Consider the following 11,737-nt stretch of genomic DNA (forward strand, 5'->3'; position numbering starts at 1 on the left):
CGATGAGTTTCTCGATCCAGGCAGGTTGCCCGACCGTTCGGAACTGTGAATCCGCCGCCGATATGGCCGACGCAGTCGGCGAGATGTACTCGGCCGAGGCCGAGGACGCCATCCTCGTGTGGAATCTGGTGCCGGTTCGGCTTCCGTACGGTTATGACCTCGCCGCCCTTATCGACGACCTTGTTCCCCTTCTTGAGGAAATTCAGCGCTCGGACTTCTCGGAGGCCGAGGTCTTCTGGGGGTCCGATACTTTCTCCGCCGAATGGAAAATTGTTCGCGAGGGTGATTCGCTGAGGATTCAAGCATGCTGGCACAGCACGCTCGGGAACTATGAGTCGTTGTTGGCCGAGCGAGGCGATTCGATGGTCCCCTTGCGGGTTTTCGTCAGCGAGTGGGCGAAGGTTCTGCAGCGGATCGTGACCGATATCGAAGCGGAGGCCGTGGAGTTGGAGGACGACGACATCTTCCTCCGCGCCAAGGCTCTGCTCGCGGCTTGAGCCGCATTGCCGAGAGCGTGCTCGGGAGGGTGGGGGGTTACGGGCTCAAGGCCCCTGACATCATCGACGGTCGGGGGCCGGACCTCACCGAGGCGTCATTCGGCGGAAGTCCAACTCGGACCACATTCGAAAACGGTGCCGCTCAGGTCACGCACCAACACCGGACCGTGCAAAAAAGTCCTCCCCGCCGCCGCCTCCGCGATAAAGCCGTTGGCGCTGCCGCGGGGAACAGCCGATGCTCGGGCATGCGCACACCGAGGGCAACGGGTAGCCGTGGCGCCTTGTTCATGTCGCACGGTCCGACACTCCGGCCGCCTCTTGTCTACCCCTCCGCTCCACCCATCCAGCCGACCGACGGAACAGAGCAGTCGTGACCAAGGACGTCATCGCCCTCACCCCGACCATGCCCGACCCGTCCACCATTCTCGCCGGCCTATTCGCGGGTGGGCCCGAGCTTCGGGTCAACGCGGTCGCCGACGGGGCGGTCCTCCAGCTCTGTACCGCCGACGGCGAGCCCCTCGTCTCCGTCGAGGCCCCTCAGCTGGTTCATCACCCGCACGAGGCCCGCCGTCTGCTCGGTGGCCAAGTGCCGGTGCCGGACGGCCCCTTCTGGTGGACGGAGGCCCGTGCGACCACCGCCGTCCCCGAGGGCGAGCGGCTCGCCGCTTCCTTCGCCGGACGCGTGACCGCCGTGCTGGGCGGCGCCGTCTGGCCACCTCATGTCGCCCGCACCGACGTCGTCCACACCGCAGGCCTCACCCCGCCCACGACACGCGGCGACCTCCCGCCGGCCGTAGACGTCCAGACGGATCACGCCTCCGTCATCCTTCAGGATCGCCCGGTCATCGCGTTGACCACCTGGCTCTCGGATGCCCTGAGCGCTGCGGCAGCCGGTGGACGTGCCCTGCACCTCGTCACCCCTCCACCCTGCCGCCTCACCCAACCCACTCGCGCCGCGCTCGCCACGCACCCCAACCGCTGGATCATCCAGCATCCCGAACACGGCTATTACGACGGCATCTCCGGCGTCCAACTCCGTTGGCACGACGGTGCCTTCAGGCCCGCGCCCGACGAAGGCGGCAAAGCCCGCATCGCCGAGCCCTTCAAGCCAGGCGAGGACTCCGCGGCCGCCGCCGGAGAACAGCAGCTCCTGCTCTCCATACGCGCCATCCATCCCGCAACCGAGGACCTGCTCCTGGGCGGCGCCCTCGAAGCCGCCTGGCACCACCTGACCGGGGCCCGCCCCGCAGGCTGGGGCACGGCCGAGCCGGTCAACCTTCCTTGGTCGAGGCGACAGTTGACCGACCTCGCCCGTGCCCGCGCCAGAAAGTCCGTCCCCACCTGGCTCACGGCTGTCGGCGACCCGGAGAACCCCGGGATCGCCACCACGCGAGTCCTGCACAGCACGGCAGGCGTCGAAGAGCACATCGCCTTCGCCCTCGGGTACGCCCCCGGCAGCCCCCCGCCCCTGGACGCCCTGCCCGAACTGGCCCGACTGCTCGCCGCCCGGCACAATCTGGCCACCATGCTCACCACCCTGCGTACCGGCCGCCGTGACCTGACCGCCCCCTCACACTTCGAAGCCCTGCCCGTGCCGGTTTCCTTCACGCTCGGCTCCGAGGTGGTACGGCAGGCCGGCTTCGGCCAGGATGAAGCGTCATTCCGGCACCAGGCGCCCCTTCGGCTCGGCTCCGCCGCCGCCCCCGCCCTGCACTACACCCTCGGCGACGGAACCCAGCCGGACGCCTGGGTCAAACTGCGGCAAGTGACCCAAGCATTGAACTAGACGCTTCAACGGCTTGGCTTCTCGCAGCGGAAGGTTGCACATGAAGTACGTCAGGGCCGTCTGGGAGTCCGGCGGTTTCTTTCTCGACCCGACGGCCTACCTGGCCATACTGCCCACACTCTGCGCCAAGTTGCCTCCCGGCGCCTGGGCTTTTGCTTCCGATCCGGCACATTACGACATGGGGCATGGAAACGGTCGCTGCGTAAAGGATCTTGAGCTTTCCGGGATTCGGGTGGTAACCGACAAGAGCGGGGAGCTTGTCCTGGAATTCGCGCCGAGTCGATGGAAACACGATGCCGGTTTGCGTCTCAGGTATTCCGGGGTGGAGCACTTCGCCATCGACTATGAGTGCTCCATCGACTGGATGGAGGCCGACACCGTCCTGCTTGATGAAATCCTCCCGGCCGGCGGCAGCGGCTTCACGCACGAGATCGCCTTGACCGACGCGTCAATTACTGTGCGTGCCGCCGACCTCCAGGCCGAGTGGACGACGACACCCGACGGTTCCCTCTGAGCCCGCCCGGCCCCCGCTGGGGAGTCTGCCGGGCGACCGGGGGGCAGGGTGGGCGACCGGACCCCGGCCGGCCGAGGTGGAGGGATTCTGGATGCTGCTCGACCTGACCGATCGACAGAGCTGCCCGGCTCAGTGTTTCTACGCCGCGCTCCACTGATCGCAGTACTCGATGTGTAGCTCGCGGGCGCGACGATCGAGGAGACCCTCGCTGGAGTGCAGCTCGGTGCAGTAGTGCCGGTAGGTGGCCGGACCAGGGGCGAAGACGGGGCCGTTGCGCGCGAGGTCGTGGAAGCGGCGGGCGGTTTCCGCGAACAGGGTCGCGCTTCCCGTCATGAACAGCGTGTCGGCGTGCACGCGCTGGTGGAACAGGTCGCGGTTCTCCTTGTGGTGGCGGGTCGCGAGGCCGGTCGTGTCTTCGGCCGGGTGAGGGCCGGTCGGCAGCGTCAGGGTGCGGGGGCGGGCGGGGCCGAGCCGGGCGCGTACTTCCTTCCAGCGGGAGGGTGCGAAGTGCAGCGAGTGATGCAGCAGGACGAGGTCCAACGGGCGGCCGGTGCACGGAAGTTCGAGGGACGGCATGGAGTTCTTCCGCAGCGGCAGGTGAATCAGCGCCCGGGGTGAGGACGCTGCGAGTTCCCACAACCCCGCCACCTGGTAGGCGGCGTCCTGATCGAGGTAGGCGCCCAGGTACCGATCCTGGTCCAGGAGTACGGCCCGGACGGTCGGCTGCCCGGACCGTATGACCTTGAAGGTCTCGGCCCCCAGGGCAGCCTGGTGGAGGGTGATGGGCAGTTTCGTCATCCTGGCTCCGGAGCGGGGGAGGGGGCGGGGGTGCGGTGGTGCGGGGTGCCTGATACCGGGGTACCGGGGTGTGTGCCGGCCCCCATGCTCGGCTCGGCCGGGCTCGATTCGGTCCCGGCGGCATCGTCCGGGCCCGGCGCGATCCGGCCCACGGTCGGCCCCGCTCGGTCAGGCTTCTGTCCGACCGTCCGGGTCACGTTGATTCTCCCGGAACATTCGCACGCGCGGAAACGAGATTTGCCGCCCCTGGGTCGGCCCGGCAGGCGTCCTGGACAGGGGGAGCGCGAGGTCCCCGCGCCAAGGGGCCGACCGGCGTTCTCGAAGCAGGTTGCTCATGAAAGCGTGGGGAGGCTCGCTTGCCGCAAGGCGGGCGGACTTGAGGCGGTCGACACCGGCTCCCGCCCGCCCGGACCCGAGGAGCTTCCGCGATGAGCGAGTACGGCGATCCTGTTGATGTGGGAGAAGTTCCCGACGTAGAGGAGTGGGTGCAGGCGTTCGGCGGTGGGCTCGACTACCTGGACTATCTCGCTCAGCACGCGGGTCTCGGAGAATGGGCCGCGTTCGCACGGGTGCTCATGCCGCGCTTCGTGGAGGTGGAAGGCTGTGTGCTCTGGGACCGCGCCTACGATCCGGCCAACTTCCGAGGCTGGAAGGAGCAGTTGCAGGGAGACGTCTCGCGGATCGAAGCCACGCTCAACCAGTTCCGTCTGTGGCAGTTCATCGACCTCGCGGAGGACCCTGCGTCCGAGGCCGGTGCGCGTGAGTTGGCGGACCGGATCGCTCTGTCCTGGCGTCGGAGTCTCGCCGCGGCCTTCCCTCAACGAGCCTTCGAGGTAGTCGTATCCCATTCGGAGGATGGTCCCGTCGTGGGTTTCTCGACTGCGCCTCGCGATGGCCGAACAGGTTGAGTGGCTCGCCCGTGACGCGGTGAGCGGTAGCGCCACGTGGCGTCAACTCCGGTCAGCACAGCCGTGGTTGCTCGGTTGGCCGTTCCGGCGTATGCAGCTCCTGAGTGCCCTTCATGTGGGTCGCCTGTGACAGAACGAAGACCTTGTGGGAGACCGCTCGTAACTCGCTGCGAGTTACAAATAGTTCTGACCGAACGAACGCCTCTCCTGGGGGAACACCATGAAGCTCACCCGCATCGCCGCCCTCGCCGCCCTCGGTGTCGCCGCCACGTTCTCGCTCACCGCCTGCAACGGCGACGACTCCTCCAACGGCCAGGCCGCCGGCTCCTCCTCCTCGGCCGCGTCCGCCCCGGCCACCGCCGACCCCGGTTCCTCCGACTCCTCCGGCTCCTCAGCCTCGTCCAACGGCGGCGCAAAGACCTCCGGTGGCGGCGGCTCGACCGCCAGCAGCGGCAAGTCCGGCGGCGCAAAGGGCTCCGCCAACGGCGCCGTCAACGGGACCGGCAAGGGCGACGGCAAGACCACGTTCTGCAAGACGTCCGACCTCGCCATCGACGCCCAGAACGCCGCGCCCGACAAGACCTCCGGCCGCATCAACATCACCATGATCAACCGGGGTTCCAAGACCTGCTCCGCGACCGGCTTCGCGGGCGTCGACATCAAGGACGCCGACCACACCTCGAACCCCATAGCCCGGGGTCAGGCCCAGCCGCGCATCACCACCCTCAAGCCCGGTGACGCCGCCGTCTTCGACATCGCGTACACCATCGACTCCAGCGGCAAGAGCCTCTCGCACCCCACCAACATCCTGGTGACGCCGCCGAACGAGACCCACACGATCACGCTGAACTGGCCCTCGGGTGCGGGCGACGTCAAGGGCTCCTACGCCGACGTCCAGGTCTACCCCACGCACAACACCAACTGAGCCCGGGCGGGCTCCGCCCCGGCTCAGAGCGCGCTGACGAAACCGTGCCACGCCGTGGGGTTCAGGGTGAGGGCCGGGCCCTCCGGGTCCTTGGAGTCCCGGACGTGGATCGCTGAGGGGTGGGTTGCCACCTCGACGCACTGGCCGCCGTCGCTTCCGCTGTAGCTCGACTTACGCCAGTCGCAGGCGATCTCGACGCATTCGCCGCCCTCTTCGCTGCTGTAGCTGGACTTGAACCATGTGCGTTCGGTGCTCATGTCTCTCCTCGCAACCAGTCCCCGTTTCACAGGGACGTCAGGAAGCCCTGCCAAACAGTCGGGTTAAGGGTGAGGGAGGGGCCGCCCGGGTCCTTGGAGTCCCGGACGTGGATGGCTGAGGGGTGGGTTGCCACCTCCACGCACTGGCCGCCTTCGCTGCCGCTGTAACTGGACTTGCGCCAGTCGCAGGCGATTTCGAGGCAGGCGCCGCCTTCGTCGCCGCTGTAGCTGGACTTGAACCACGCAAGTGCGATGCTCATTGCTCTCCTAGTAGCCGGTCCAACAGGCCTCTCGTTTGCTCGGAGTTGAGAGCCTGCGTCCGCAGCATCGCATATTTCTGCGCGAGGATACTGACCTCATCGGGCTCGGAGACGAGCTGGCTGCCCCGTTGGGTCTCGGCGTAGGCCAGCTGCTGATGGTCCGGAGTCTCCACCAGGATGAAGGGGCCGTTGAGCCCGGCATGGGTATGCCTTCCCAGCGGCATCACCTGGATGGTGAGGCCCGGCAGGGAGGCGCAGGAACGCAGGTGCCGCAGCACCTCGGTGTGCACCGCGTCGCTGCCCAAGCGGTCCCGCAGGATGGCCTCGGAGATGACGAAGCTGAGGGTCGGCGGCTCCTTCTGGTGCAGTATGTCCTGCCGCTCCAATCGCTTCGCGACCTGCGCGATGATCTCGTCCTCGCTCATCGCGGGCACCTTGCTCAAGAAGACCGCCTGAGCGTAGTTCTCCGTCTGGAGCAGGCCTGGCAGTACCTGGTTCTCGAACCAGGACAGCGCGATGGCCTCCCGCTCCAGGTCCATGTACTCCTCCGCCCACGCCGGGATCAGATCGATCTCCGGCATGTTGGCCACCGCCGTCTCCAGGGCGCCCTTCGTGTCGAGGATGCCGTCCAGGGAGCGGGCCAGGTCGGGTTTGAGGAGGCGACGGCCCTGTTCGATCGAGGCAATCATCTCCAGGTGAAGGAGCGCACGATGGGCCAGTTCCTTCTGGGTCATGCCGGCGGCTTCCCTGAAGTTCGCCACGAGGGCGCCGACCAACTTCATCGCCGACGTGTTCTTCCGGGACAGCTTCCTTGGGCGTCGCATGTCCCACCAACTCCCCACACCCGCCCGTACGTTACGCATCACCGACCCGTACAAAAATTGTGTACGGGTCGGCGCACTGCACCCCGCTCCTCCCCCTCCGAAACCCTCCCCTCATGAACGTGAACGAGAACGAAATCCGCGAACGCTTCTATCTCCGGCGGCGCCAATCCGTTCCCGCCGCGCGGGTGTTCGCCGAAGAGGCCCTCTCCGACTGGGGGTTCGCGCACCGGCGTGACGACGTCCTGCTCTGTGTCAGCGAGCTCGTCACCAACGCGCTGCTCCACGGGGTGCCGCCCGGGCGGGGGTTTCTGTTGCGGATGGGGCTGTGCGATGGAGCCGTCATGCGGGTCGAGGTGCAGGACAGCGGGGGCGGGGTCCCCGGGGTCGCGAAGGGTGTGAATACGGGGGCCGAGGGTGGGCGCGGGCTGCTGCTCGTCGAGGCCGTGGCCGACAAGTGGGGGGTGGGGGAGCGCGAGCCCGGCAAGGCGGTGTGGTGCGAATTTGTTTGTACGAGGATGAGTTGAGCCGCACGGCTCGGCGTGGATACCTCACCCTATGACCGCATGCCGAGACGGGCGCCCGGATGCTGGAATGGCCGGATGTGTGCGGTGGGGCGCTGCGTAGGGTGCCGGGTAGCTGGTAGTAGGACGTCCGAGCAAACCCGACAGGAGCCGCCCCATGCCCGCCGCCTCTTCGGCCGCCGCCGTGCCCCCGCTCGCCGCGCGTGCCGCGTCCGTCGGTGCCTCCCCCGTACGGGAGATCCTGGCGCTCACCGCCCGGCCCGAGGTGATCTCCTTCGCCGGGGGTCTGCCCGCTCCCGAGCTGTTCGACGGCGCGGGCATGGCCGCCGCGTTCCGGGCGGTGCTGGACGAGCAGGCGCCCGCCGCGCTCCAGTACTCCACGACCGAGGGCAGCCCGGCGCTGCGGGCCGCCACCGCCGACCGGGTCACCAAGCGCGGGCTCGCCACCGGCCCCGACGACCTGCTCATCACCACCGGCTCGCAGCAGGGGCTCACCCTGCTCGCCGCCGCCCTGCTCGAACCCGGCGACGTCGTCCTCGTCGAGGACCCGTGCTACCTCGCCGCGTTGCAGGTCTTCGGCTTCGCCGGGGCGCGGGTCGTCGCGGTGCCCTGCGACGACGACGGGCCCGACCCGGCCACCCTCGACGCGCTCGTCGTGCGCGAGCGGCCGAAGCTCTTCTACTCCGTGCCCACCTTCCAGAACCCCACCGGCCGCACCATGACCGCCGAGCGGCGCCGTGCCGTCGCCGACGTCGCCGTGCGGCGCGGGCTGTGGATCGTGGAGGACGACCCGTACGGTGAGCTGCGCTACGAGGGCGAGCACGTGCCGTGGATCTCCTCGTACGAGGACGCCGCCGACCGCACGGTGCTGCTCAGCAGCTACTCCAAGATCATGGCGCCGGGTCTGCGCCTCGGCTGGATGCGCGCCCCGCACGACCTGCTGCGCGCCTGCGTCATAGCCAAGCAGGCCTCCGACCTGCACACCCCGACCATCAACCAGCTCGCCGCCGCACGGTACTTGGCGGACCGGGACCTGGACGCGCACCTCGCCACCGTGCGGGCCGCCTACGGGGAGCGCCGGGATGCCATGCTCGCGGGGCTGGGCGGCGCGCTGCCCGAGGGCTCGACCTGGAACCGGCCCGAAGGCGGCATGTTCCTGTGGGCCAGGCTCCCGGCGGGCTGTGACGCAACTGCCCTGCTGCCGCGCGTGGTTGAGCACGATGTCGCCTACGTCCCCGGCGCGCCCTTCTTCGCCGGCACCCCCGACACCGCCTCCCTGCGGCTCTGCTTCGTCACCTCGGCCCCGGACGAGATCCGCGAGGGGCTCACCCGGTTGGGCCGGGCCTTCGACGGCGGGGGGAACCGACTCCGGTGATCAGTGCTTCGGCGGCTTGACCCAGCCCTTCTTCACCAGCTGGTCGCAGTGCCACTTGCTGTAGGAGGGGGACTCGCCCTTCTGCTTGGTGGCGGCCAGGCAGGACGCGTACGTGTACGGCGGTGCGGGCTTGGAGACGGGGGCGGCGCTCGCCATCGGGGCGGCCAGGCCGATGGCCACGACCGCCGTGGCCAGGGCCATGCTCATGTGACGCACAGGAATTCACCTCTCGCTCAACACGGGATGTTCGTGAACGCCAACGATCCTGGCCGTCCTGCGACACGATCCGGTGGCCGCGGGACGCGCCGACCCGGTCCGGGTGAGCTGGTCAGGCCCGGGCGTCAGGCCCTTGGCTTCGCCCGCACATGCATGCGTTCCCCCTGTCGGCCGAACAGGCTCAGCACCTCCACCGGGCGGAGGTCCGCGCTGCTGAACCAGTGCTGCACCTTCGTGTCCCATTCGGCGACCTCCCCCGGGCCCAGGACCAGGTCGTGCTCGCCGAGGACGAGCCGCAGCCTGCCGTCGAGGACGTACAGCCACTCGTACCCGTCGTGAGAGCGCAGGTCGGGTTCTGTGCCCCGGTTCGGGATGAGGAGCTTGTACGCCTGGAGGGGGCCCGGGGTCCTGGTCAGCGGGACGAACGTGCCGCCGTTGCGCAGCGGGCGCGGGGTGAGCCGGACCCGGGGGTCGCCGACCTCGGGCGCGCCCACCAGGTCGTCGAGCGGCACGCCGTACGCGCTCGCGAGCGGCAGCAGGAGTTCGAGGCTCGGGCGGCGCTGCCCCGACTCCAGCCGGGACAGGGTGCTCTTCGAGATCCCGGTCGTCGCGGCGAGCGCGGCCAGGCTCAACCCGCGCTGCGCGCGCAGCCGCCGCAGCCGGGGGCCCACCTCGTCCAGTACCGCCTGGTGGGGCGAGGGGAGAGGTGCGGCCTTGGGCTGTTCCGTGTGCGCCATGCGGGCATTCCACCCCGCCCGTCCCGGAACTGGCAACGTTTGTTGCTGTTCCCGGTGCAAGGGAGCACCTTCTCCGGCATGAGCCCCTTCGGCGGGCTCCGGCGCGGAGAGCGGGGTTCAGAGTGGCGTCCATCGACAGAGAAGTGCCCGGGGTGGCTGCGGGGCGCGAGTCGCAAGCAGGGGCGGGCACGGGTGCGGCGGGGCCGGGGTCGGTCCGGTGGGCGTTGGCCGGGCTCTCGCTCTCCATGCTGCTGTCCTCGCTCGGCACCAGCAGCGCCAATGTCGCCCTGCCGGGCCTGACCCACGCGTTCGGTGCCTCGTTCCAGCAGGTGCAGTGGGTCGTCCTCGCGTATCTGCTCGCCGTGACCGCGCTCATCGTGGGCGCCGGGCGGCTCGGTGATCTGCTCGGCCGGCGGCGGCTGCTCCTCGCGGGGATCGCGCTGTTCACGGCGGCCTCGCTGCTGTGCGGGGCCGCGCCCGCCCTCGGGGTGCTGATCGCGGCGCGGGCGGCGCAGGGGGTCGGCGCGGCGGTGATGATGGCGCTCACTCTCGCGTTCGTCGGCGAGACCGTGCCCAAGGAGCGGACCGGGCGGGCGATGGGGCTGCTCGGCACGATGTCCGCGACCGGTACCGCGCTCGGCCCGTCGCTCGGCGGTGTGCTGATCGCGGGGTTCGGCTGGCGGGCGGTCTTCCTCGTCGCCGTGCCGCTCGGGCTCGTGAGCCTGTTGCTCGTCCGCCGGTACGTGCCCGCCGATCGGGAGCGGACCGGCACCCCGGGTGCGGGGTTCGACCGGCTGGGCACGGTGCTGCTCGCCGCCACGCTCACGGCGTACGCGCTCGCCATGACGCTCGGGCACGGCCGGGTCGGCGCGCTCGGCGTGGCGTTGCTCGTCGCTGCCGGGGCGGGCGCCGTCGTCTTCGTACGGGTCGAGACGCGGGCGGCGTCGCCGCTGTTCCGGCCGGCCATGTTCCGTGACCCGGCGCTGAGCGCGAGCCTCGTGATGAGCGCGCTCGTCTCCACGGTGATGATGGCGACGCTGGTGGTCGGGCCGTTCTACCTCTCCCGTGCGCTCGGCCTCCAGGACGCCCTGGTGGGCCTCGTCCTGTCCGCCGGGCCGCTCGTCGCCGCGCTGTCCGGGGTGCCGGCGGGCCGGTTCGTGGACCGCTTCGGCGCGGGCCGCACGACGGTCGCCGGGCTCGCGGCGTCAGCGGCCGGGTGTGTGCTCCTGTCGGTGACGCCGGTGTCGTTCGGCGTGCTCGGATACGTCGGCCCGCTGGTGGTCGTCACCGGCGGCTACGCGGTGTTCCAGACGGCCAACAACACGGCGGTGCTTGCCGATGTGACTCCGGAGCGGCGGGGCGTGACTTCCGGGATGCTGCATCTCTCGCGCAATCTGGGGCTCATTACGGGGACGGCGGTGATGGGGGCGGTGTTCGCGGCGGCGGCGGGGGCGGCGGGTTCCGGTTCCGTGTCCGCCGCCGGGGGTGCGGTTGCCTCGGCGGGGGCGGTGGCGGTGGCTTCGGGGATGCGGGTGACGTTTGCCGTGGCGGCGGGTTTGGTTCTGCTGGCGTTGGGGGTTGCGGTGGCGGGGTTGGTGCGGGATTGGCGTGCGCCGCAGGGGAGTTGAGTGCGTGGCCTGCGCCGCAGGGGGTGAGAGCGTGGTTTGCTCCGCAAGGGAGTTGAGAGCGTGGCTTGCGGGCGGAATCCCGCTTTTGTCCGGCGGCCGGGGGCATTCGCGCAGTTCCCCGCGCCCCTGACCCCGCTTTTGGGTGCGGGCCGTGCTGGCTTGCTCGCGCAGTTCCCCGCGCCCCTGACTGATCGATGCTGGGCGGTGTGTGCTTGCTCGGTCTCTTTGGCGCAGTTCCCCGTGCCGCTGACCCCGCTTTTGGGTGCGGGCCGTGCTGGCTTGCTCGCGCAGTTCCCCGCGCCCCTGTAGGGCACCCGGTGCTGAGCGGTCGCGCCTTCCGTGGTGGAGCCGCGCGGTGTCACAGGTGGCGGCCCTTCGCTGCTCGATGCCGGGCGGCCGGCAGGTCATCGACGGGTGCGGCCTGGGCGCCGAGACCCCCATCGCGAGCTGGCTGCCGCTCTTTCACGACATGGGCCTGTCCATCGGGGTCC

General features: G+C 69.8%; 14 protein-coding genes. 8 read left to right on the forward strand and 6 right to left on the reverse strand.

The features are described from left to right. The first annotated feature begins 2 nt into the window (after positions 1-2). The 3 genes from AB0D31_RS29755 to AB0D31_RS29765 all read left to right on the forward strand — a co-directional run bounded on the left by AB0D31_RS29755 (position 3) and on the right by AB0D31_RS29765 (position 2,797). The gene (locus AB0D31_RS29755) at positions 3-497 is read left to right on the forward strand and encodes a hypothetical protein (protein WP_362728832.1); all 495 of its coding nucleotides are present in this window, start codon (positions 3-5) and stop codon (positions 495-497) included. A gap of 370 nt (positions 498-867) precedes the next feature. Then, complete coding sequence (locus tag AB0D31_RS29760) at positions 868-2,283, forward strand: DUF6177 family protein (RefSeq protein ID WP_362728834.1); 1,416 nt, start codon at positions 868-870, stop codon at positions 2,281-2,283. A gap of 40 nt (positions 2,284-2,323) precedes the next feature. Further along, a complete protein-coding gene (locus AB0D31_RS29765; RefSeq protein ID WP_362728836.1) occupies positions 2,324-2,797 on the forward strand; it encodes a hypothetical protein in 474 nt (157 codons plus the stop codon). 138 nt (positions 2,798-2,935) lie between these two features. Here the strand turns inward: AB0D31_RS29765 and AB0D31_RS29770 are convergent, their stop codons facing one another. Further along, positions 2,936-3,595, reverse strand: coding sequence for a hypothetical protein (locus tag AB0D31_RS29770; protein ID WP_362728838.1), 660 nt, complete (start codon positions 3,593-3,595; stop codon positions 2,936-2,938). Positions 3,596-4,023: 428 nt separating this feature from the next. On the opposite strand from AB0D31_RS29770, the gene AB0D31_RS29775 reads away from it, so the two are divergent. Both AB0D31_RS29775 and AB0D31_RS29780 read left to right on the forward strand, forming a co-directional pair. After that, the gene (locus AB0D31_RS29775) at positions 4,024-4,503 is read left to right on the forward strand and encodes a hypothetical protein (protein ID WP_362728840.1); all 480 of its coding nucleotides are present in this window, start codon (positions 4,024-4,026) and stop codon (positions 4,501-4,503) included. Between the two features lie 220 nt (positions 4,504-4,723). Next, positions 4,724-5,428: a DUF4232 domain-containing protein gene (locus AB0D31_RS29780; protein ID WP_362728842.1), complete on the forward strand. Its 705-nt coding sequence runs from the start codon at positions 4,724-4,726 to the stop codon at positions 5,426-5,428. A gap of 23 nt (positions 5,429-5,451) precedes the next feature. Here AB0D31_RS29780 and AB0D31_RS29785 read toward each other — a convergent pair whose 3' ends face one another. Genes AB0D31_RS29785 through AB0D31_RS29795 form a run of 3 tightly spaced genes read right to left on the reverse strand, consistent with a single transcriptional unit; the run spans position 5,452 to position 6,769 of the window. After that, positions 5,452-5,685, reverse strand: a complete 234-nt coding sequence (locus tag AB0D31_RS29785; protein WP_362728844.1) for a DUF397 domain-containing protein — start codon at positions 5,683-5,685, stop codon at positions 5,452-5,454. Between the two features lie 26 nt (positions 5,686-5,711). Next, positions 5,712-5,945, reverse strand: a complete 234-nt coding sequence (locus AB0D31_RS29790) for a DUF397 domain-containing protein (protein ID WP_362728846.1) — start codon at positions 5,943-5,945, stop codon at positions 5,712-5,714. Next, on the reverse strand, positions 5,942-6,769 hold the full coding sequence (locus AB0D31_RS29795; protein ID WP_362728848.1) for a Scr1 family TA system antitoxin-like transcriptional regulator: 828 nt from the start codon (positions 6,767-6,769) through the stop codon (positions 5,942-5,944). Before AB0D31_RS29795 ends, AB0D31_RS29790 begins: the two co-directional genes overlap by 4 nt. 113 nt (positions 6,770-6,882) lie before the next feature. Here AB0D31_RS29795 and AB0D31_RS29800 point away from each other — a divergent pair, with 113 nt between their 5' ends. Together AB0D31_RS29800 and AB0D31_RS29805 are read left to right on the forward strand one after the other, a co-directional pair. Further along, positions 6,883-7,293, forward strand: a complete 411-nt coding sequence (locus AB0D31_RS29800; protein ID WP_362728850.1) for an ATP-binding protein — start codon at positions 6,883-6,885, stop codon at positions 7,291-7,293. 154 nt (positions 7,294-7,447) lie between these two features. Continuing rightward, entirely contained in the window at positions 7,448-8,665 is a 1,218-nt protein-coding gene (locus tag AB0D31_RS29805) for a PLP-dependent aminotransferase family protein (protein WP_362728852.1), read from the forward strand. On the opposite strand, the gene AB0D31_RS29810 is transcribed toward AB0D31_RS29805, so the two are convergent. Both AB0D31_RS29810 and AB0D31_RS29815 read right to left on the reverse strand, forming a co-directional pair. Further along, positions 8,666-8,872, reverse strand: a complete 207-nt coding sequence (locus tag AB0D31_RS29810) for a hypothetical protein (protein ID WP_362728854.1) — start codon at positions 8,870-8,872, stop codon at positions 8,666-8,668. Between the two features lie 134 nt (positions 8,873-9,006). Further along, the gene (locus AB0D31_RS29815; protein WP_362728856.1) at positions 9,007-9,618 is read right to left on the reverse strand and encodes a helix-turn-helix domain-containing protein; all 612 of its coding nucleotides are present in this window, start codon (positions 9,616-9,618) and stop codon (positions 9,007-9,009) included. A gap of 152 nt (positions 9,619-9,770) precedes the next feature. Here AB0D31_RS29815 and AB0D31_RS29820 point away from each other — a divergent pair, with 152 nt between their 5' ends. Continuing rightward, complete coding sequence (locus tag AB0D31_RS29820; protein WP_362728858.1) at positions 9,771-11,246, forward strand: MFS transporter; 1,476 nt, start codon at positions 9,771-9,773, stop codon at positions 11,244-11,246. Positions 11,247-11,737 lie beyond the last annotated feature (491 nt).

It is taken from the genome of Streptomyces sp. NPDC048361 (assembly GCF_040651795.1).
Lineage (GTDB): Bacteria > Actinomycetota > Actinomycetes > Streptomycetales > Streptomycetaceae > Streptomyces.

What these genes read in the sequence shown, in the direction of transcription:
- AB0D31_RS29755 (WP_362728832.1), top strand. Translation starts at nt 3, where the DNA reads ATGAGTTTCTCGATCCAGGCAGGTTGCCCGACCGTTCGGAACTGTGAA.
- AB0D31_RS29765 (WP_362728836.1), top strand. Translation starts at nt 2,324, where the DNA reads ATGAAGTACGTCAGGGCCGTCTGGGAGTCCGGCGGTTTCTTTCTCGAC.
- AB0D31_RS29770 (WP_362728838.1), bottom strand. Translation starts at nt 3,595, where the DNA reads ATGACGAAACTGCCCATCACCCTCCACCAGGCTGCCCTGGGGGCCGAG.
- AB0D31_RS29775 (WP_362728840.1), top strand. Translation starts at nt 4,024, where the DNA reads ATGAGCGAGTACGGCGATCCTGTTGATGTGGGAGAAGTTCCCGACGTA.
- AB0D31_RS29780 (WP_362728842.1), top strand. Translation starts at nt 4,724, where the DNA reads ATGAAGCTCACCCGCATCGCCGCCCTCGCCGCCCTCGGTGTCGCCGCC.
- AB0D31_RS29785 (WP_362728844.1), bottom strand. Translation starts at nt 5,685, where the DNA reads ATGAGCACCGAACGCACATGGTTCAAGTCCAGCTACAGCAGCGAAGAG.
- AB0D31_RS29790 (WP_362728846.1), bottom strand. Translation starts at nt 5,945, where the DNA reads ATGAGCATCGCACTTGCGTGGTTCAAGTCCAGCTACAGCGGCGACGAA.
- AB0D31_RS29795 (WP_362728848.1), bottom strand. Translation starts at nt 6,769, where the DNA reads ATGCGACGCCCAAGGAAGCTGTCCCGGAAGAACACGTCGGCGATGAAG.
- AB0D31_RS29800 (WP_362728850.1), top strand. Translation starts at nt 6,883, where the DNA reads ATGAACGTGAACGAGAACGAAATCCGCGAACGCTTCTATCTCCGGCGG.
- AB0D31_RS29805 (WP_362728852.1), top strand. Translation starts at nt 7,448, where the DNA reads ATGCCCGCCGCCTCTTCGGCCGCCGCCGTGCCCCCGCTCGCCGCGCGT.
- AB0D31_RS29810 (WP_362728854.1), bottom strand. Translation starts at nt 8,872, where the DNA reads ATGAGCATGGCCCTGGCCACGGCGGTCGTGGCCATCGGCCTGGCCGCC.
- AB0D31_RS29815 (WP_362728856.1), bottom strand. Translation starts at nt 9,618, where the DNA reads ATGGCGCACACGGAACAGCCCAAGGCCGCACCTCTCCCCTCGCCCCAC.